The following is a 21616-nucleotide window of genomic DNA, read 5'->3' on the forward strand; positions in this document are numbered from 1 at the left end:
TTTTTATTGTAATTGGATATTTGAGTTGCATATTGTTTAGCATCATAATTAATTCACAATTGATAGTCCATTTACATATGTTTTCTTTTAAATTAAGAAAGATTACATACCATTGTGATAGATTTGTTTTGCAACAAAAAACTATTTATCATAAGGATCTAAAAATGAAAGCTTATATAGCTATACCTCTTTTTTCTTTTGTTCTTACTGCATGCTCAACGCCTGTAACCTCACTAAATAATGAAGACCTTTGCGCTAAATTAGCTGAAGGGGAGTACTTTAAAAATAATTGGATTTGGGACCCGGCATTTAAAGAATATCAAGATAGAAAAACAAAAGGCACTATTTCAGTAGAGCAATGCGAGGCAACAAAAGCGCAGAATATCGCTAGTTTTGCGAAAAAAGATGCTGAAGCAGAAGTTGAGTCAGACTAGCCCAGCATGCATAGGCAAAGAGTCGATCCCTGAAAGGAATTGATGTTTCCTTGGCAAAGTAATGCACTGTCATCGCACACAAAAACTGCCACAAACGAGTATCTTGCGATAAACCATTGTGCGAGTTATTGGTTTTATTATGATTCACTTCAGCCATCGATTTTATTTTTCTTAAAAAAATGGAACGAAACGAAAAGGGTAGGAAACCCAAAATAGAGTTTATTGGATTAGCACGTGTTTATTTTCACGACTCTGATGGCCTTTATATTATTACCTGTTTTTATCTAACAAATTCAATACATTTTTTTAGCTGAATGAAATAGTTCAATGATGAGTTTGTGATGACTTTATGGTTAAAAATAAAACCAGCCCTAGAGCTGGTTTTATTATATCTCTAATTCATTGTATATAAATAGATTAGAGAGGCTCGCCTGGTTGTAAGTCTTGTTGCAGGCTGGCAACTATCTCAAATGAATATAATCTCGCTTGGTGATCAAAGATCTGGCCATTCACCATTAATTCATCAGCTTGAGTTTCTCGCAATAATGACTCAAGTCCGTGTTTGACTTGGCTCCTATCGCCAATAATGGACAGACGCAGCGCCTGGTCTACACCAAACTGTTCGGCTGGCGAGCAGATTTTCTCCATATCTTCGACTGGCGGAGGAAGCTGCCCCGGTGTGCCACGGCGCAAATTGACAAACTGCTGCTGCATCGAGGTAAACAAGAAACGGGCATCACGCTGGCTGTCTGCGGCGACGACATTCACACACACAATCGCATAAGGTTTTGCCCATTGAGCGGAGGGTTTGAAGTTTTCGCGATACAATTTAAGCGCCTGGAATAGCATGTCTGGCGCAAAATGCGAGGCGAAAGCAAAAGGTAGCCCCATAGCCGCTGCCAGTTGCGCGCTATACAGGCTGGAACCCAGCAGCCACAGAGGAACATGCAAACCTTGACCGGGAACCGCTTGGACTGCTTGCCCAGGTTGCACCTCGGCAAAGTAGTTTTGCAGTTCGCGCACGTCAGACGGGAAGTTATCTACCTCACCGGAGAGGTGTCGGCGTAGTGCCATCATGGTGCGCTGATCAGTGCCAGGTGCCCGGCCCAGACCGAGGTCGATACGGTTAGGATACAGCGAGGCGAGGGTACCAAACTGCTCAGCTATCACTAATGGCGAATGGTTTGGCAGCATAACACCACCTGAACCGACGCGGATGGTGCTGGTGCCACCGGCAATATAGCCAATTAGCACAGAGGTCGCAGCACTGGCAATGCCGGTCATATTATGATGCTCAGCCAGCCAGTAGCGGTGATATCCCCACTTTTCAGCATGTTGAGCCAAATCCAGCGAAGCGTGAAATGCATCTCGTGGCGTCTTGCCCTGAGCTATCGGTGATAAATCGAGAACAGAAAGCGGTACAGTTTTTTTGTCAGTCATAGAATCGTCCATCTTAACCTTATGTCGAGTCGCTTGAAGGGCGAACGCACTAATCCTCTTTGTCCTTGACGTTGCAGGGTTGTTAGCTGCGCGCACTTACCCGAATCACTTACTTGTGTAAGCTCATCGGGATGTGTTTGCTGGCTGCCTACCTGCACCACCAATGACGTTGAGGATCTAACTAATTTGCTCACAGAAATGCGAGGCTATTACCCTTAGCAGCATAATCTAAATAACAGTTGCTGACGGGGTAATAAATGCGGCGATTAAAGAGCTGGTAAACCTTACCTCTCGTTGGGCTGAAATATTTTTTTTCGCAATCCTTACATAACACTGAAAAAAGCAAACAGCCGATATCCGTACAATTGCGAATGATTATTCTCATCACAATTTACGGTACAAATTTATGCGCAGTAAGATTATTTTGGCGTGTTTGGTGTGCACGCTGGCCGCTTGCGATCAAAGCTCTTCACCTTCAGCTACGCCCTCACTCAAAGAGGTGGGAGTGGTGACCTTAAAAACCGAACCCGTGACATTGAGCAGCGATTTATCGGGCCGAACGGTTGCGGTGATGACATCTGAAGTCAGGCCGCAAGTCGATGGGATCATCCAGAAGCGCTTATTCACTGAAGGGGCTGAGGTCAGTGCTGGCCAAGTGTTGTATCAAATAGACCCAGCCAGTTATCAGGCGGCTTATGACACCGCAAAAGCCGCGCTGCAAAATGTTCAGGTCAGCGTAAAATCCGCCAGGCTGAAAGCCCAGCGTTATGCCGCATTAGCTAAAGAGAATGGTGTATCACAGCAAGATGCCGATGATGCCCAAACCAGCTATCAACAAGCATTGGCCAATGTGGCTGAAAAAACAGCCGCGCTGGAAGCCGCACGTATCAATTTGGCCTATACCCAAGTGCGGGCACCCATTTCAGGTCGCATCGGTATCTCCTCTGTGACGCCCGGGGCGCTGGTGACGGCTAACCAAACCACGGCATTAGCAACCATCCGTAACCTCGACCCCATTTATGTTGATTTAACTCAATCCAGTGCGCAATTACTTGCTCTACGCAAACAGCAGCAGGCCGGTAATGAAACGGTGGTGAATGCCCCTGTTCAGCTGACGTTGGAAGATGGCTCAACTTATGCTCATGAGGGTTCGCTGCAACTGGCCGAAGTGGCCGTGGATGAAGCGACTGGCGCGGTGACTCTGCGGGCTGAATTTCCTAACCCAGAACATCAATTATTACCGGGCATGTTTGTGCGCGCCTCGGTGCGTAACAGTGTGAATAATGCTGCGATTTTAGCGCCTCAGCAAGGCATCACCCATGATGCGAAAGGCCATGCTACTGCGCTGGTCGTCAATCAACAGCAGCAAGTTGAGCGGCGTGAAGTGGTCACCGAGCGTGCCATTGATAACTACTGGCTGATTAACAGCGGGTTGGTTGCGGGTGATCGCCTGATTGTTGAGGGAACGGAAAAAGTCACTGTCGGTGATGAAGTTAAACCGGTAGAGGTGAGCACCAGGCTGCCTGTTGTGGCTGAATCTGCCACGTCATCAACCGGGGAGAAATAATCGATGTTTGCTCGTTTCTTTATCCATCGTCCGGTTTTCGCCTGGGTCATTGCCATTGTTATCATGTTGGGCGGAGCGGTTGCGATGCAAACCTTGCCGATAGCCCAATATCCCGATGTGGCACCGCCATCCGTTTCTATTAAAGCCACTTACACCGGAGCTTCGGCTGAAACACTCGAAAACAGTGTGACACAGGTGATAGAGCAAGAACTGACAGGGTTGGATGGTTTGCTCTATTTCTCTTCCTCCAGTAGCTCTGATGGCAAGGCCAATATTGTCGCGACCTTTAAACCGGGAACCAATGCCGATACTGCACAGGTACAGGTGCAAAATAAGGTGCAGCAGGCGCTAACTCGCTTGCCAACCGAGGTGCAGTCGCAAGGGGTCACAGTGACCAAATCGCAGACAAACTTCTTGTTGATCATGGCGCTGTATGATGAAAAGGACAAACACACCGGGACGGATATTGCCGACTATATGGTCAGCAACTTGCAAGACCCACTGGCTCGTCTCGAAGGGGTGGGGAGTGTGCAAGTGTTTGGTTCGCAATATGCGATGCGGATTTGGTTAAATCCAACCAAATTGGCGGCTTACAGCCTGATGCCCAGTGATATTCAAACTGCCGTTGAAGCACAGAACACACAGGTTTCTGCTGGTAAAATCGGAGCATTACCGAGTGGCAAAGAACAGCAATTGACCGCGACGGTCATGGCGCAATCCCGCCTGAAAACACCGGAGCAATTTAACAATATTATTGTTAAAAGTGACAGCACCGGCGCGGTGGTACGGCTGAGTGATGTGGCCCGTGTTGAGCTGGGTAATGAAGACTACAGCGTGACCACTCGTCTAAATGGTCATCCGGCCGCGGGGATCGCGGTGATGTTAGCGCCGGGTGCCAATGCGTTAGCGACCGCCGAGAGAGTCAAGGCGAAAGCAGTCGAGTTCGAGTTGAGCCTACCTGACGGCTACAAAATTGCCTATCCCAAAGACAGCACTGATTTTATTAAAGTGTCGGTCGAGGAAGTCGTCAAAACACTGATCGAAGCCATCTTGCTGGTGGTTATCGTGATGTACGTTTTCCTGCAAAATATCCGCGCTACCTTGATACCCGCGATTGCGGTTCCCGTCGTATTGCTGGGAACATTTGGCGTACTGGCAATATTTGGCTACTCAATCAATACGTTGACACTTTTTGGTATGGTGCTGTCTATCGGTTTATTGGTAGACGATGCCATTGTCGTGGTGGAAAACGTCGAGCGGGTGATGCGGGAAGATAATCTCCCACCTCGTGAAGCCACTGAGAAATCAATGGGTGAAATTTCCAGTGCATTGGTTGGGATTGCACTGGTGCTCTCGGCGGTGTTCTTGCCGATGGCTTTCTTTGGTGGTGCGACCGGGGTGATTTATCGCCAGTTTTCCATCACGATTGTATCAGCGATGGCATTGTCGGTACTGGTGGCATTGACCCTCACACCCGCACTGTGCGCCGCATTCCTTAAACCCAATCATAAGCCGCCATCAAACACGGGGTTCTTCGGCTGGTTCAACCGTCGTTATGACCGAATGCAGACGCGTTATGAAAGCATGGTCGGGAATGTTATCCATCGATCTTTACGCTATTTACTGATTTACGCCGTGCTGATTGTGGCGATGGGCATACTGTTTATTCGTCTGCCGACCGGCTTTTTACCCACTGAAGATCAAGGTGATGTCATGGTGCAATATACCTTGCCTGCCGGGGCAACCAGTGGGCGCACTATGGAAGTCAGTAAGGCGGTAGAAAACTATTTCCTGACACAGGAAAAGGACAATACCAAAGCGGTCTTCACTATCTCTGGCTTTGGGTTCAGTGGCAGCGGGCAAAATGCCGGTATGGCGTTTATTGCATTGAAAAACTGGAGTGAACGACCGGGCAGTGAAAACACCGCAACAGCCATTGCTGACCGCGCGATGAAGGCGTTATCGGTTATTCGTGACGCCCAAATTTTCAGTATGACACCGCCCGCGGTAGATGGATTGGGTCAGTCGAATGGCTTTACTTTTGAGCTACAGGCTGCTGGCGATACCAGCCGTGAGCAGTTACTTACTTTGCGCGATCAACTGATTGGCAACGCCAGTAAAGATCCTATTTTGACCTCCGTTCGCGCCAATACCTTACAACAAATGCCGCAACTACAGGTGGATATTGATAACGATAAAGCCGCAGCATTAGGTTTATCAATAAGTGATGTGAACGCCACACTGAGTGCTGCTTGGGGGGGTACCTATATCAATGATTTTATTGATCGTGGGCGGGTGAAAAAAGTGTATATGCAGGGTGATGTAGATTCCCGTTCTAAACCAGAAGATATCAATCAATGGTTCGTGCGTGGTAGCAGTGATGCCATGACATCATTTTCTGCTTTTGCGACCACACGTTGGATCTATGGCCCGGAAACCCTTTCGCGCTATAACGGGCAGGCGTCTTATGAAATTCAGGGGCAGGCAGTTTCCGGCAGCAGCTCAGGTACAGCAATGGATCGCATGGAGAAATTGGCAGCTGAATTACCCGGTACCAGTTATTCATGGAGCGGATTGTCTTATCAGGAACGATTAGCCAGTGGGCAAGCATTGTCACTGTATGCCATTTCAATCTTGGTGGTATTTCTGTGTTTGGCAGCCCTGTATGAGAGTTGGTCGGTGCCTTTCTCGGTCATGATGGTTATCCCGTTAGGGATAATTGGGGCAGTAGCCGCAGCGACATTGCGTGGTCTGGAGAATGATATCTACTTCCAGGTGGCCTTGCTGACGACACTTGGGCTGGCATCAAAAAACGCCATTTTGATTGTTGAATTTGCTGAGGCAGCCTATTTACGTGGTGAGCCATTGGTGGCGGCGGCTTTGCAGGGCGCTGCGACGCGCTTGCGGCCTATCCTGATGACGTCACTGGCGTTTGTTGCTGGGGTCATGCCTCTGGCAATTTCTACTGGTGCTGGAGCCAACAGCCGTATCTCAATCGGTAGCGGTATTATTGGCGGTACCTTAACGGCGACCGCGCTGGCCGTCTTTTTCGTCCCTCTATTCTTTGTATTGATTCGTCGCGTGTTCAGCGGCAAGTCAAAAAAAACCACTGAACATAAAGGAGTCTGAAATGTTCAGTCGCATACTGACATTATTGTTACCCGCGCTTCTGGCAGGATGTATTTCTCTCGATCCAGATTATCAACGTCCGGCAGCACCGGTTCCGGCAACGTTACCTTATTCAACCGCCAGTAGCAGCACGGCGGCAGATATTCCGTGGCAGGAAACCGTGACTGAACCTAAGTTGCGCCAGGTTATTACCCTGGCATTAGGCAGTAACCGCGATTTACGTCAGGCTATTGCTGATATCGAAGCTGCTCGTGCGCAATATGGTGTACAACGTGCCGCTCAGCTGCCAACGGTCAATGCCGGAGTAGAGGGGAGCCGCGGGCGCTCATTATCCGATACATCCGACGGCAACAATAATACGGCGATCAGTCAGAGTTATGGTGCTGAGATCAGTGTCAGTGCCTTTGAACTGGATTTATTCGGCAAAAAACGCAGTTTGTCTCGTGCTGAGTTTGAAACCTATCTGGCAACAGAAGAGGCCGCGAAAACCACGCGTATTACCTTGATTGCTGATACGGCAACCGCCTGGGTGACCTTAGCGGCTGACCAGAATCAATTATTGTTGGCCGAAGAAACGCTAAACAGTGCGGAGCAGTCGCTCAAGTTAGCGCAACTGCGGCAGAAAAATGGCGTAGCGTCACGTATTGATGTGGCCGCGATGGAAACCTTGTATCAATCAGCAAGGGCCGATGTTGCGCAATACAAAACGACAGTCGCGCAGGATAAAAATGCGTTGGATTTGCTGGTGGGGCAGCCGGTACCTGCGAATTTATTACCAGCAGCGGCAGCTACCTTGCCACAGGTTATCAAAGCGGTATCTGTTGGGCTTTCCTCTGATGTGTTGTTGAACCGGCCTGATGTCTTGGCAGCTGAGCATAAATTGAAATCGGCTAATGCCAATATTGGGGCGGCTCGGGCGGCGTTTTTCCCCAGCGTGACCTTGACTGCCAGTGGCGGCGTGGGCAGTTCGGCACTGTCAACGTTGCTCAGTGAGGGAGCCGGGATTTGGTCATTTACCCCAGCTATTACCTTACCGATATTTGATGGCGGGGCGAATCAGGCAGCACTGGATTATTCACAAGCACAGAAAAACGGTTATATCGCTGCCTATGAGAAAGCCATTCAGACCGCTTTTAAGGAAGTTGCTGATGCTCTGGCGCGTAAAGCCACCATTCAGGAGCAGTTGGCGGCCCAGCAAGCTTATGTGGCGGCAGCACAGGAAAGTTTTGAATTGGCGCAGAAACGCTATAAACAAGGAATCGATACTTATTTGAATATGCTGGATGCTCAGCGCACTTTGTATTCGGCACAAGCCAGTTTGATTACTGTGCAACAAACACAAGCTAATAATATGATTACATTATATAAAGTTCTGGGCGGCGGGATATCTGACGCCAGCAAAGACTAGTCTCTCCTTCTGCGGGTGCATAACGTACCCGCATCTTTATCTTTAGCATTTCGCCAATTTAGCACTGCTGGCTGATTTCCCCAGTCAATTATTCTGATTTATTGACCGATAAATAAATTATAAAACATTTAATACTGTTTCAAGTGCTATTGGTTCTGAAAGATGTGAGCATATCGACAAATATCACATTAACCTTTCTATTTGAGTGGTTAATTTTTATTGATGATTGTCACAGATTTACTGTTGAAAAAACATTGTTCCGCAATGCATATATACTGGTAAGTTACATATAATCTTTATTTATCAATGTCTTAATGATTGACCTGCTTTTTTGTGAAATAATATACTGCTAATTGATCATACTAGTAGATTAAAATTCAGGATAAGACTCTTTTTGTAGAATAATTTTCCATTGGTGATGAATTAATTAGGCTAAGTGAAAAAAACATTCTCTATTCCTCGGCGTAATATAGCCAAAAAATAAGAACACCTGCCCTCGGCTATTTTCCCTAGTGGGTTAAATAGCGGATAACTCGCTCTGTACATATTTATAACAATAAAACCTACTAACCAGAGATTAAGGCGAGACCGATTATGGAAACGGCAAAAAAAAATGAGAGTGTCATTTTAATTGATTCTCCGGCAGCTAAAAATGCCAATATGACTGAGAGGGAATGGCAGGAAGCTATTAAATTTGACAGCACGGATTTTGGCTGGGTAATAATGAGTATTGGGATGGCTATCGGTGCCGGGATTGTATTTTTACCGGTGCAAGTTGGGTTGATGGGATTATGGGTGTTTTTGCTTTCATCTATTATTGGTTATCCTGCCATGTATCTCTTCCAACGATTATTTATTAATACATTGGCAGAATCACCAGAATGTAAAGATTACCCGAGTGTTATCAGTGGATATTTAGGAAAAAACTGGGGGATCGTTTTAGGTGCGCTCTATTTTATTATGCTGGTCATCTGGATGTTTGTTTATTCCACTGCCATCACCAATGACAGCGCTTCCTATTTACAAACATTCGGTGTAACCGAAGGGTTATTATCCGATAATCCTTTCTATGGTTTAGTGCTAATTTGCGTGCTGGTGGCAATCTCCTCACGAGGTGAAAAACTGCTGTTCAAACTGTCGAGCTTTATGGTGATTACCAAGTTATTGGTGGTGGCTGCATTGGGTATTTCGATGGTAGGGATGTGGCACTTGTACAACGTTGGTATGCTGCCACCCGTGGGTTTACTGATAAAAAATGCAATAATTACACTGCCGTTTACCCTGACGTCTATTTTGTTTATTCAAACACTCAGTCCAATGGTCATCTCATATCGAGCCAAGGAAAAGTCACTGGAAGTGGCTCGTCATAAAGCCCTGCGGGCGATGAATATTGCTTTTGGTATTTTATTCTGCACGGTGTTCTTCTATGCGGTTTCCTTTACGCTGGCAATGGGACACGATGAAGCGGTTAAAGCTTATGAGCAAAACATTTCAGCACTAGCCATCGCCGCTAAATTCTTCCCCGGCGGATGGGCAACGGTAGTCAGTGTTATTTTAAATATCTTTGCAGTAATGACGGCATTCTTTGGTGTTTATTTAGGTTTCCGCGAAGCGACACAAGGTATTGTGCTTAATATATTACGTCGAATCATGCCACCTGAAAATATTAATGAGCGCTGGGTGCAAAATGGAATCATGGTCTTTGCTGTATTACTGGCATGGGGCGCGATTATATTAAACGCACCCGTCTTGAGCTTTACTTCTATTTGTAGCCCAATATTCGGTATGGTGGGGTGTTTGATTCCTGCCTATTTAGTTTATAAAGTGCCGGCGCTACATAAATATAAAGGTCTGTCTCTGACCGTCATTATTATTACCGGCGTTTTACTGTGTATTTCTCCATTCCTGGCATTCTCTTGAAATAACGGCATCTGACATTACCTGCTGTAAATGTTTGAAGGTATTTATTATGAGTAACACAACTGATTCTGCTTTATGGACGGCGTTTATCCATGTCATTCAACGGGATGTGCAACCCGCCGTAGGGTGTACTGAGCCGATCGCCTTGGCGTTGGCATCAGCCATTGCTGCTTCATATTTGCCCGCGAAAGCTGAGCGTATTGAGGCGCGGGTTTCACCAAACCTGATGAAAAATGGTATGGGTGTGACAGTGCCTGGCACCGGCATGGTGGGATTACCCATCGCCGCCGCAGTCGGGGCATTAGGCGGTGATCCTGACGGCGGGCTGGAGGTGTTGAAAAACCTCAGCTCGCAACAGGTAGCAGAGGCGAAAGCCATGTTGGATCGGGGGGATGTACGAGTCGATATGCAGGCGGGGGATGAAATCCTGTTTGCTGAAGCCACGTTATATCAGGGAGATCAATGGGCTTGTGTCACTATTGCCGGTGGCCACACTCAAGTGGTGAGAATTGTCATCAATGGCAATGTTCTGTTTGAACTGGCGCCAGAGTCCCCGTCAGAACAGGCGGCATGCCATGCTCATGATTGTCTGAAACAGGCGACGGCTCGTCAGGTTTATCAATTTGCTACCCAAGTGCCATTTGAGCAGATTGCCTTTATTTTACAGGCCGCCAAATTGAATGGGGCACTGTCGCAAGAAGGGCTAACGGGCAACTATGGCTTGCACATTGGTGCTTCACTGATGCGTCAGCGCGGGCGGGGGCTGCTGGTTAAGGATTTGCTGTCGGATATCATGATTCGCTCGGCGGCGGCATCTGATGCACGTATGGGCGGAGCACTGTTGCCCGCGATGAGTAATTCCGGTAGCGGAAATCAGGGGATTGCCGCTACCATGCCAGTAGTGGTGGTGGCAGAACACGTCGGAGCCAGTGAGGAAGAGCTGGCGCGGGCGCTTATTCTTTCCCATTTGATGGCGATTTATATTCACAGCCAGTTACCCACTTTGTCTGCATTATGTGCCGCCACCACCGCCGCAATGGGGGCCGCGGCAGGGATGGCGTGGCTGCTGGAGCCGCGTTATGAACCGGTAGCATTGGCCATTGGCAGTATGATTGGTGATATCAGCGGGATTATCTGTGATGGCGCGGCCAACAGTTGCGCGATGAAAGTTTCCACCAGTGTTAGTGCGGCGTATAAGGCGGTGTTGATGGCATTAGACAGCAGCGGGGTCACCGGCAATGAGGGGATCGTTGCAGATGATGTCGATCAGTCAATCGCTAATCTGTGTGCGCTGGCCTGTGGTGCGATGCGGCAAACAGACAGTCAGATTATCGAGATTATGGCACGAAAGTGTCACTGTGATTAAGCGTTGATAAGTATAAATAACCGGGAGGGCAGTGATGCTCACCCGGCTTATTGTTATTGGCTTATGACACCAATTCCAGACCGGCGAGCCGTCGCCAGTAGCCATTACAATCGGCTTTATCGGCCAGTGTCAGTGGGTTTAATCCCAATTCGTTGGCGCGGAACTGATCAATGACACCCAGCGTTTCCATGCCTTGCGGCGAAAGACGGACGATATCCACCAAACCTTGCATGGAAATCAGATCGTTACCGAGGTTATAGCAATAGCCACTTTGGGTCTGAATCCCATTAAGGATAAACACCTGCTGGTCTTCCTGTGACAGCACCGGCCGCCCTTGCGGGTATTTAATGCAGCAGGTCTCACACTCGTCTTTAGCCCGATCTTCTGAGCGCGCAGTAAAGCAGCGGGCAGAATAAGCCAGCGGCAGGTGACCGTAGCTCAATACCTCGACTTCAAACTGATTGCGGAACCCCAGCTCTTCACACTGTTGCAGCACATTAGCCAGCCAATCGCGTGAAAGCTCAACCGGCATACACCAGCGCATCATACCCTGACGGTGCAAAATCCGCAGAGTATAGGCGTTGTAGCAATTGAGGGCATGACCGGCGACAAAGGGTAAACCGCGCTCCGCCGCCATATTGACCGCACCCAAGTCATTAGCTTCTAACAAGAAATCGCCGTTTTCGACATAGCGCTTTAATTCATTTAATTCTGACGGCGCTTGCAGCAGGGCCAGTGTGGAAATCACTACCTGTTTGCCGCTGGCGGCAACGTCTTTGGCGAGTGCTAACCAATCACCCACTTTCATTTCGCGGCGTTTGGTACAAACATTCTCACCAAGATAAATAATATCGGCACTGCTGCTGGCAGCGGCCTGATAAAAAGTTTCAATATCGGTTTTTGGCCAGTAATAGAGTACTGCGCCTAAGGCGTACTTCATATTTCCTCCGGCTACTGCCACTTGCGATGATAAGCGCCTAGGGTGGTTTGGGTGCCTTCGGACATAGCGCCCAGTTGTTCCATCCATTCTTCTTTGGCGGAAAATTGCGCAGGGTTGGCCAGATAGCGGTCAATCGCCTGCCGCCACACTTTCGCCACCTGGCTGACATAAGCTGGGCTGCGCTGACGCCCTTCAATTTTCACCGAGGCAATATTGGCGGCAAATAATTCCGGTAGCAGTTCAAGTGTATTGAGGCTGGTCGGCTCTTCCAGTGCATGATAGCGCTGCCCATCCACCAAATAGCGCCCTTTGCACAAGGTCGGATAGCCAGCATTTTCGTTATCTTCATAACGGTCGATCAGCACTTCATTGAGGCGAGACTCCATCCCTTGCGGGGTTTGCTGCCAGCGTACAAAGCGTGCCGGGGAGCAGGCACCGACGGTATTGGGTGATTCACCGGTCAAATAGGATGAAAGATAGCACCGCCCTTCAGCCATAATGCACAAACTGCCAAAGGCAAAAACTTCCAATGGAACCGGGCTGGTGCGGGACAGTTGTTTTACCTGATGCATGGATAGCACCCGCGGTAAAACCACCCGTGCGACATCAAAATGACGTTGATAGAAGCGGATAGCTTCATCATTGGTCGCTGATGCTTGTACCGACACATGGCGCTCAACTTCCGGGTAGCGTTCGGCGGCATATTCCAACATCGCCAAATCCGCCAGAATCAGGGCATCAGCCCCAAGTTGTGCCGCCATATCAACGGCCCGTTGCCAGCGGGAATAGCCGTCAGGATGAGCAAACGTATTAATGGCGATATGCAATTTCCGTTTGCGGCTGTGAACGTAATTGACGGCTTCCTGTAATTTTTTATCGGTGAAATTCAGTCCGGCAAAATGGCGGGCGTTAGTATCATCTTTCAAGCCGATATAAACCGCGTCAGCACCATTATCGATTGCGGCCTTTAATGCGGGTAAATTACCGGCAGGACAAAGCAGCTCCATAGAATTTTCCCTATCCGAAGATGATAGTAGAGTTTAGCGAATGGCGATTTTAGTTAACCCGCCGTGAACTGACCTTGATTTAGGGCAGTTTCTTTCGCATTGGTGCCATTCTTCTGATATTTAGCAAGACTTTCAGAGACAACTTGGTGCAAAATTTATTGATATAACATAGTTACCTATTTATCTGGGTTAAGAGGAGTCAGCCTGTGTTGGGAGAACTACGAGCACGCCTTGTACGCCAAGGGCCAGCGCTGCTGCGGGGGCCGTTAAAACTTACGCCATTTGCTTTGCAACGCCAGGTGTTGGAGCAAGTGTTGGGCTGGCAATTCCGTCAGGCGCTGCTGGACGGAGATCTGGAGTTTCTGGAGTCTCGCTGGTTAAAAATTGAAGTGCGTGACCTCGCATTGCAATGGTTTATGACCGTGGAAAACGGTAGGCTGGTGGTGAGCCAACAGGCTGAAGCGGATGTTAGCTTCAGCGGTGATGCCAACGATCTGATTCTGATCGCTGCCCGTAAAGAAGATCCGGATACGCTATTTTTCCAGCGCCGGCTGCGAATTGAAGGGGATACCGAATTGGGCCTGTATGTGAAAAATCTGATGGATGCCATTGAATTGGAATCCATGCCGACGCTACTGCGAGTCGGCCTACAACAACTGGCGGAATTTATTGAAGCGGGTCAGCAAGAGGGTGCGGCGAGTACTTCCCGTACATTAGCATCGTGCTGATCCGGGTTGAAATTCCAGTGGATGCTCCGGGGATCGACGCCTTATTACGCAAGGCATTCAAGGGCGATGATGAAGCAGAATTAGTGCAACAATTACGCGAAGATGGCTTACTGACGCTGGGTATTGTGGCAACCGATGATGAAGGCGGTGTAGTGGGTTATGCGGCATTCAGCCCGGTAGATGTGGGCGGCGAAGACCGTCAATGGGTTGCACTGGCCCCGCTGGCAGTGGAAGAAGGTCTGCGTCGTCAAGGATTGGCTGAGAAGCTGGTCTACGAAGGCCTCGACTCTCTCAATGAGTTCGGCTATGCCGCGGTGGTGGTATTAGGCGATCCCGCCTATTATCAGCGTTTTGGCTTTGTGCCAGCGGCCCGTCATCAATTAACCTGCCGTTGGCCTGATACTGAAGAAGCTTTTCAGGTGTATGCGTTGGCAGAAGATGCACTGACAGATGCTGATGGCGAAGTGGTGTTTTCTGCGCCGTTTAATCGGTTCTAACGTCTAGCAACGATACCAATGAAGAGGGCTGGTTCATCACCAGCTTTTCTTTTTGTTGCTTACTGAGCTGCTTGACCCGATATTCCAGCTTCAACGCCGTTGAGCGATCCCCTGCTTCACAATGAAATACCAGCGCTAACTCTCCTTTGCCCCGCAGCGCTTTTGCGCCTTTTCCAGCTTGATGTTGCGTCAGTCTCCTGGCCACATCAGTGGTAATGCCGGTATACAGCATGCCACTGGTGGTGCGCAGCAGATAGAGATGCCAAAGGCTGTCCGACATAATCTTATTCCAGTCCGGGGGTAGCAGTTCGGAACATTATTACCGGAATTTCCCATTGCATCCTGACTTTTTTATCTGCTGGCACCTGATCAGTTTAAATTGGTTCTATTTGGCTCAATATGAACCATTCGATTGCTTATTTAGTCTTTGCTGCAAATTCAAAGCGTGGTGAAACCAAACCGTACAATGTCCAACCGAGGAAGGTGACAATCGCACCCCAAGTCATGGCTTCCTGGCCTGAACTATAAAGCGCATAGAAGCTATACATCGCACCGATAAAGGCAATGATATTGGCTTTGCGCGCTTTTGCAGGTGGAACATTGGCGGTTTTCTGAATAATCACCAACGCTGCCATCGACAGAATATAAGGGATGATATTGGTTACGACGGCCAGATTGACCAGCACATTGAATTGTTTATTCAATGATGGACTAATAGTCATTAGTGACAAAACACTCTGGATGACAACAATAGTCAGCATCCCTTTGATTGGCGCATCAGCTTTACTGACTTTAGAGAAGATTTTCGGGAAGAAACCTTCATCGGCAGAGGATTTAAATACCTGAGCGATGGTGAACTGCCAGCCGAGCAATGAACCCACACAAGACATAATCATCAATGCCATGATGATTTTACCCACAGCCGGGGTAAACATATAAGCGAATGCCAGGCCAAATGGCGCTGTTGAGTTCGCCAAGTCCATATTAGGGACAATACCGGCGATGACGTTGGTCGAAATAATATAGATAACCGCTGCACCTAAAGTCCCGCCCAATACTGCAATCGGAACGTTACGTTCAGGGTTTTCTACGGCGTCGGTATTGGCACAGGCAGATTCCAGCCCCAGGAAAGCCCATAATGTCATTGAGATGGAAGAGCCGATAGCTTCAAAAGTAGGCACGCCATGTGGGTTCCATGCCGCCGCGTAAGCGGAGCCGCTAAACCAGAACCAACCAATAATCGAAATCCCCACTACCGGAATAATCACCCCCCAGATAGTGACACTACTGATTTGCCCGGTAATACGTGCGCCACCGAAGTTAGCCACCGTTGCCAACCACAGTACGCCGATAGTCGCGATACAAATACCCAGTGGTGTTAAGGTAGCACCCAGTAATTCAGTTCCGTACCCGACCGCCGATATGGCAATAGCGATATTGGCAATCAATAGAGACGCACCATAGGTATAGTTGGCCATGAAGTTGCCGGATTTACCGAAAGCGTATTCTGCATAACCGCCCATCCCACCCGATTTACGGCTGAACATCCCGCACTGGGCAAATGCATAAGCCAGCGCCATGGAACCGACGGCGGTGACTAACCATGAAACGATAGAAATCGTCCCAACTTCGGCGAGTTTGGTTGGCAGCATAATTATGCCTGACCCCATCATATTGACGGCAGTCAGAATAGTTAGCTGTACTACTCCCATCTTATTATTTGTTTTACTCATTTTTATTATCTCTTTTTAAATTTCAGAGACTGCGGGAATATTTTCCCGCAGGTTTGAGTTATTGGTGTTGTATAATAGAAATCTTCTTTTTTACTTGTTTTTCATCATATAGCCGTATGCGCGGTTCCATCCGTCTTCATCGACTTGTAAATAAACACCTTGTAATTCAGGTGCAAAGCCTGGCAATAGGTTAATACTTTCTTCAAGTGCCAGGAAATAACGTTGAGCAGCACCACCCCAAACTTCACCAGGGACAACACACAATACTCCCGGTGGGTAAGGAAGTGCGCCTTCAGCGGCAATTCGGCCTTCTGCTTTACATAATGGAACTAATTCAGCATGTCCACGAACGAATTCAATATTGGCATCCTGAGGATTCATCATAACTTTAGGGAAATATTGTTTGCGGAACATTTCTTTTTGCAGCTGTTTAACATCGTAGCTGACATAAAGGTCATGCATTTCCTGACATAATTTACCGATGGTATAGCCTTTATAACGAGTTTCGTTATTACGATAAACTGTTGGTAATACATCACTCAGTAATGCATCTTCTTCAATGAAACGTTCAAAGCGAGCAATTTGTGCCACCAAATGTTGCATTTTCGCCAAGTCTTCTGCTGGCGTTAATAAGAACAGAATGGAGTTAAGGTCACATTTTTCTGGCACGATGCCATTTTCACGTAGGAAGTTAGCCAGAATAGTTGCCGGAATACCTGAAGCGGTATATTCGCCGGTATTGGTATCAATTCCTGGTGTAGTTAATAACAATTTACAAGGGTCGACAAAGTATTGTGATGCTTCATAACCTTCAAAAGCATGCCATTTTTCGCCTGGAATGAAATTAAAGAAGCGTAAATCTTGAGCCATAGCCTCGGTGTCATATTCTTGCCAAGGTTTACCATCAACTTCTACCGGCACAAAAGGTTTAATCATATTACAGGTATTTAAGATCATTTTACGGGCTTCAATACCGGTCTTCACACAATCTAACCACATGCGCTGACCACTTTTCCCTTCATGCATTTTCGCATTAACATCTAATGCTGCGAATAATGGATAGAATGGGCTGGTGGAAGCGTGCAACATAAAGGCATTATTAAAACGCTTATGGTTACAATAACGATCCTGGCCTTTAATATGTTTATCTTTCTTATGAATTTGCGAGGTTTGCGAGAAACCGGCTTGTTGTTTATGTACTGATTGCGTAACGATAATACCTGGATCGTTTTCATTCAGTTCAAGTAATAATGGTGAGCAATCTTTCATCATAGGAATAAACTGCTCATAACCGACCCAAGCAGAGTCGAACAGAATATAGTCACAAAGGTGGCCGATTTTATCCACAACCTGACGAGCGTTATAAATGGTACCGTCATAAGTGCCTAATTGGATAATCGCCAGGCGGAATGGGCGCGCTTCGTTGGCACGTTCTGGGGCTACGCTACGTATCTGTTCACGCAGGTATTTCTCTTCAAAACAGTGAGCATCAATACCACCGATAAAGCCAAACGGGTTACGGGCAGTTTCCAGATAAACCGGTGTAGCCCCTGCTTGAATCAGTGCGCCATGATGGTTGGATTTATGGTTATTACGGTCAAACAGTACCAGATCACCACGGGCTAATAGGGCATTGGTGGCGACTTTATTAGAAGCTGATGTCCCGTTCAGTACGAAATAGGTTTTATCGGCATTAAATACTTTTGCAGCATGTTTTTGAGCATCACAAGGTGCGCCTTCATGAATAAGCAAATCGCCTAATTTGACGTCAGCGTTACACATATCAGAACGGAAAATAGTTTCACCGTAGAAGTCAAAGAATTGACGTCCAGCCGGATGTTTACGGAAGAACTGACCACCTTGGTGTCCCGGACAGGCAAAAGTAGAATTCCCCATCTCAACATATTTTTTTAATGTACTGAAGAACGGAGGTAGCAACTCTTTTTCATATTTTTCAGCTGCGGATTCCAGTTGTTTACCGTAAAAGTCAGTATTGTCACCGCACAGTTCAAATACCCCATTTAAAGATGGTAATACATCGGTATTCAGTTCTTCTTCACAACAGACAGCCGCAAAAATTGGAATGTCCAGACCTAATGAATGAATGCTTTCAATGACACCATTATTAATGTCTTGAACAGAAAGTACCACAGCAGCTACATCAGTAAAATCGGTGTGTAAAACATCTACAACTTCCCGCTGTGATTCGAAACAAGGCATGGCAGATGTACTCGCCGCGATATTTAATTTTTTCATTTATTTTTCTCTCTTATTTTATTTAGGGTATATGAACCCGTCCAACATTTTTGCAAGTTGGATTTAGTCGTTTAATAAATTTTGTGTATAGCAGCCCGTATCAATGAATTAAAACTCATTAATAAGTAAGTCTGCTTTTCTGCGCAACACGTTGCCTTTATACCATTCCTTGTCTTTACATAAAAAAGACAGAATTTAAGGCGCAGTGATCCTCATGTCATTTAGCATTAATGACAAAGGTGACATTTAATTTTTACAGGATAGCTATGTTTCTGCTGAAAGACTTAAACACCAAGCCAATAGAAATTGAGTCGTAATTAGCAACAATCTATTCGGCGTTGAAATATTACTGTGTGTTGGTCTTTTCGGAGAAAGCAGACAATAGTTAACATAACGAAAAGATATCAAGAGATTTTCGTTGTTGTTAAAAATTGTGCATAGACAATGACTATCCAATAAAAAACGGATGTCATCGCAGGAGGGATATTATCTATAATGGTAATAAGAAAAATTAAAATAACTACGGTGCGCCGGCATCATCAAATGCGTTGTCCGCCTTATATGCGCCATTTTCTTGTTGTTATTTTCCATTTGTGTAAGGTCTCTGTTTTTTTAAACAAATTTCCGGTTTAAACAAGGATGTCGTTTTAAACAAGATTTTCTAAAAACGAACTGATGACGGCTATTTTAGTCATAACACTTATTCATTCTGTGACGAATGTCATGTTTTTATCCGATTTCTAAATGACTTTTGACTAAAAAATGAATAAATAGCTATTTTTATTCATTTTAAACGTTATATATTCAAAACTGTACTGGATATTATGCAAAACAGTAAGGTTATATTTAACACGGCAGATACATTGTCAGAGCTATTATTATGCGATATTTGCAATGAGAGCGGGTTCTTAATTGAAATTGTATTTTATTTGTTAAGCCAAAATTATTTGTTACATCCAAATTTATACGGAAATATTGCATATTAATTCAAATTAAGCATATGCAGTAAATGTTAGCTAAATCACGTTATCAGGCTGTTGCTTGTCTAAATCCCTATAATAAGGAAGGTTATGCTTGTCATCTTATTGTCGTTAGATATAAATGTGGCAAAACAGGGGCAAAAGCTGCCCCTGTGAGGAGGAATTTAACTGAATAGCGGTAGTGCACTGGCGGTAAAGGGAATTTTTACCTGTATAACCTGCTGTTGACGAGTCAATTTGATAGATAAAATCTCGCCATCATTGTCCACTTGCACTGCCTGCAGCGGGTCGTGGTTATTCATATCAAATACGCAGGTAACCAGTGATTCAGGTTGATGATGACGCAAAATCAAATAACTGATATCACGCACTGACGGGTTTGCCGGGGCCAACCCCTGAAACAGAGTGGCATCTGCGGCGAGCCAGAGTGTTATCGGGCGAGCCGCTGTTTGATAGCGGCACTGAATCACGCCATTCAGTGGTTGGGCCGTAACTTGATGTAAATATTGCATTGGCCCGCTAGCGCAGAAGGTCGTACTTTCTCCTACCGATTCAATTACCGCCCCGTCGATATGCAGTGTCCAGTCCCACTGTTGTTGATGTGGATTGACGATACTGCTGATATCGATAATCGCATCTTCTAACCATAAAATACGGCGGCGAAATTTGACATCAAGGTAAGCCTCGCTATCCCATTGGACTCGGGTATGACTGTCCAGCGTGGGGGCTTTTTGGCTCCAATCGACCTCGGTATCCAACCAACTAAAGTTTGCGGATTGATGCCAGTGATGAATAACTGGCACAGCGGGCGGCTGATTTTTCTGGTTAATACTGAGCGTATTGTGGGTGGCACTATTTTTGTAATAACCATAATGCAGTTGTGCGCCATAACCGGTAGTGCCTAAATCCGGTAGAACCTCTTGCCCTTGCTCAAACAGAATGAGATTCAGCCGATCATAATGGTCATGTTCACCCCCGTATGGACTGTGTTTTACCAGCAAAGCGCGGCCAGATTGCGGTTGGCGAAGAATGGTCAATCCACAATCTGGTGCATGCAGCGTATCTGTTGGAATGACATCAATCATTGGTGGTGGCAATTCTTCAACGCCGTACAGCAGCGCATCCAAATTCAAACGCGGTTCCTGGCGATAAATATGGTGCAGGGCGGCGGCATATTCATCATTACCATAAGTTTTAAAGGCAAACTCATACAAATGGGCATGATTAAGCTGCTCCTGACCCGCAGTGCAATCATTGATGCGAGGGAATGTGCCATCGGGCATCAGTAATTTTAAAGGGAAACTGAGCATATCGCGGTAATAAGGTAACGCCAGCAGACTGTAACGGCTCCCTGCGGCCAGTTTTTCAAATGACCAGAAGCCTTGCAATGCATAAAAGTGATAATGCACTGAGCCTTCAAACCAGAACCCTTCATTGAACAACCCATGCTCTAGCTGATAACGCAGGCCATACTCAGCATTAACGGCAAACTCAACATAGAGTTCATCTTCGAGGATCAGCCCGATCACCGCGATAGCGCTGCTAATTTTCACTTCATGGTTATGCAACTGACGGGTGCGGTGTTGCATCAGGAAATCAGCCCCCTCGCGCAATAAGCGCCCGGCTATGCAATCACGCTGTTCCTGGCTGAGTGCCTCGGCAATGAAATCATAACCCAATGCAAAATCGAGTAGACAATTGGCCTCACACAAGGTTTGTGCATTGGCTTTGCCCGGCCCGTTGTAAGGGATACCGCCGTGCACTTCATAGTCGGGATAGTAGCGAGCATAATCTATCAAAATATCCCGCACCTTTTCGAAGTAGCGTATCTCGCCAGTGAGTTGCCACAGCAAACCGAGCTGATTACAGGCCTTGGCATTTAGGCCGTTAAGCGCCCGCCACCAGGCACCATCATAGGGTTCTCCGCTAAACAAATGAGAGTCTATCGGGCAACGGTGTTGCGTCGGTGAATAGCGATCCCACACTAACTTCACACCGTGATCGGGGCAATAATAGTAATGATTCCAGGTGGCGATACCGGTGGCAGGGACTAGTGTGTCTGAGCCCAAAACCACCTGATTATCCTCAATCAGCGTGGCAATAATCTCGGACTGCTGCACGCTATTTCCCTGTTGTTGCATAACGCGCTGGCGGATTTTAGTCATCTGCCTGTCCGTAAACTGCTTCATATCTGATGTGTCCTCGACGATG

General features: G+C 46.9%; 16 protein-coding genes. 8 read left to right on the forward strand and 8 right to left on the reverse strand.

Annotation, left to right across the window (positions count from 1 at the left end; translation table 11 throughout):
* The first annotated feature begins 164 nt into the window (after positions 1 to 164).
* Positions 165 to 434 (forward strand): hypothetical protein, encoded by a 270-nt coding sequence (locus QSV56_RS12525; protein ID WP_046051701.1) that lies wholly within the window; start codon positions 165 to 167, stop codon positions 432 to 434.
* 417 nt (positions 435 to 851) lie between these two features.
* Here the strand turns inward: QSV56_RS12525 and QSV56_RS12530 are convergent, their stop codons facing one another.
* On the reverse strand, positions 852 to 1874 hold the full coding sequence (locus tag QSV56_RS12530) for an LLM class flavin-dependent oxidoreductase (RefSeq protein WP_046695500.1): 1023 nt from the start codon (positions 1872 to 1874) through the stop codon (positions 852 to 854).
* Between the two features lie 406 nt (positions 1875 to 2280).
* Between QSV56_RS12530 and QSV56_RS12535 the strand changes: the two genes are divergently transcribed.
* The 5 genes from QSV56_RS12535 (at position 2281) to QSV56_RS12555 (ending at position 11264) form a co-directional block, all read left to right on the forward strand.
* On the forward strand, positions 2281 to 3441 hold the full coding sequence (locus tag QSV56_RS12535; RefSeq protein WP_046051699.1) for an efflux RND transporter periplasmic adaptor subunit: 1161 nt from the start codon (positions 2281 to 2283) through the stop codon (positions 3439 to 3441).
* A 3-nt stretch (positions 3442 to 3444) separates the two neighbouring features.
* Positions 3445 to 6570, forward strand: coding sequence for an efflux RND transporter permease subunit (locus QSV56_RS12540; RefSeq protein WP_050157156.1), 3126 nt, complete (start codon positions 3445 to 3447; stop codon positions 6568 to 6570).
* A 1-nt stretch (position 6571) separates the two neighbouring features.
* Positions 6572 to 7978 (forward strand): efflux transporter outer membrane subunit, encoded by a 1407-nt coding sequence (locus QSV56_RS12545; protein WP_046051698.1) that lies wholly within the window; start codon positions 6572 to 6574, stop codon positions 7976 to 7978.
* Between the two features lie 594 nt (positions 7979 to 8572).
* Complete coding sequence (locus QSV56_RS12550) at positions 8573 to 9898, forward strand: amino acid permease (protein ID WP_005175361.1); 1326 nt, start codon at positions 8573 to 8575, stop codon at positions 9896 to 9898.
* A gap of 49 nt (positions 9899 to 9947) precedes the next feature.
* Positions 9948 to 11264 (forward strand): serine dehydratase subunit alpha family protein, encoded by a 1317-nt coding sequence (locus tag QSV56_RS12555; protein WP_046051696.1) that lies wholly within the window; start codon positions 9948 to 9950, stop codon positions 11262 to 11264.
* Between the two features lie 61 nt (positions 11265 to 11325).
* Here QSV56_RS12555 and QSV56_RS12560 read toward each other — a convergent pair whose 3' ends face one another.
* Both QSV56_RS12560 and QSV56_RS12565 read right to left on the reverse strand, forming a co-directional pair.
* Positions 11326 to 12204, reverse strand: a complete 879-nt coding sequence (locus QSV56_RS12560; protein ID WP_019084241.1) for a U32 family peptidase — start codon at positions 12202 to 12204, stop codon at positions 11326 to 11328.
* A gap of 11 nt (positions 12205 to 12215) precedes the next feature.
* Positions 12216 to 13211, reverse strand: coding sequence for a peptidase U32 family protein (locus QSV56_RS12565; RefSeq protein ID WP_019080678.1), 996 nt, complete (start codon positions 13209 to 13211; stop codon positions 12216 to 12218).
* A 206-nt stretch (positions 13212 to 13417) separates the two neighbouring features.
* Here QSV56_RS12565 and QSV56_RS12570 point away from each other — a divergent pair, with 206 nt between their 5' ends.
* The gene (locus tag QSV56_RS12570; protein ID WP_011815454.1) at positions 13418 to 13939 is read left to right on the forward strand and encodes an SCP2 domain-containing protein; all 522 of its coding nucleotides are present in this window, start codon (positions 13418 to 13420) and stop codon (positions 13937 to 13939) included.
* Entirely contained in the window at positions 13933 to 14436 is a 504-nt protein-coding gene (locus QSV56_RS12575) for a GNAT family N-acetyltransferase (RefSeq protein WP_046051695.1), read from the forward strand. The genes QSV56_RS12570 and QSV56_RS12575 overlap by 7 nt, the downstream gene beginning before the upstream one ends.
* On the opposite strand, the gene QSV56_RS12580 is transcribed toward QSV56_RS12575, so the two are convergent.
* The 5 genes from QSV56_RS12580 to QSV56_RS12600 all read right to left on the reverse strand — a co-directional run bounded on the left by QSV56_RS12580 (position 14423) and on the right by QSV56_RS12600 (position 21594).
* Positions 14423 to 14716 (reverse strand): GIY-YIG nuclease family protein, encoded by a 294-nt coding sequence (locus QSV56_RS12580; protein ID WP_005156248.1) that lies wholly within the window; start codon positions 14714 to 14716, stop codon positions 14423 to 14425. The genes QSV56_RS12575 and QSV56_RS12580 overlap by 14 nt on opposite strands.
* Positions 14717 to 14852: 136 nt before the next feature.
* Positions 14853 to 16169, reverse strand: a complete 1317-nt coding sequence (potE, locus tag QSV56_RS12585) for a putrescine-ornithine antiporter (protein ID WP_005175349.1) — start codon at positions 16167 to 16169, stop codon at positions 14853 to 14855.
* Positions 16170 to 16259: 90 nt separating this feature from the next.
* A complete protein-coding gene (gene speF, locus QSV56_RS12590; protein ID WP_005175347.1) occupies positions 16260 to 18425 on the reverse strand; it encodes an ornithine decarboxylase SpeF in 2166 nt (721 codons plus the stop codon).
* Between the two features lie 486 nt (positions 18426 to 18911).
* Positions 18912 to 19016, reverse strand: coding sequence for a leader peptide SpeFL (gene speFL, locus QSV56_RS21975; RefSeq protein WP_105877053.1), 105 nt, complete (start codon positions 19014 to 19016; stop codon positions 18912 to 18914).
* Between the two features lie 553 nt (positions 19017 to 19569).
* Complete coding sequence (locus QSV56_RS12600) at positions 19570 to 21594, reverse strand: heparinase II/III family protein (RefSeq protein WP_046051694.1); 2025 nt, start codon at positions 21592 to 21594, stop codon at positions 19570 to 19572.
* Positions 21595 to 21616: the final 22 nt, after the last annotated feature.

Source organism: Yersinia sp. 22-579 (assembly GCF_030433455.1).
GTDB lineage: Bacteria > Pseudomonadota > Gammaproteobacteria > Enterobacterales > Enterobacteriaceae > Yersinia > Yersinia enterocolitica.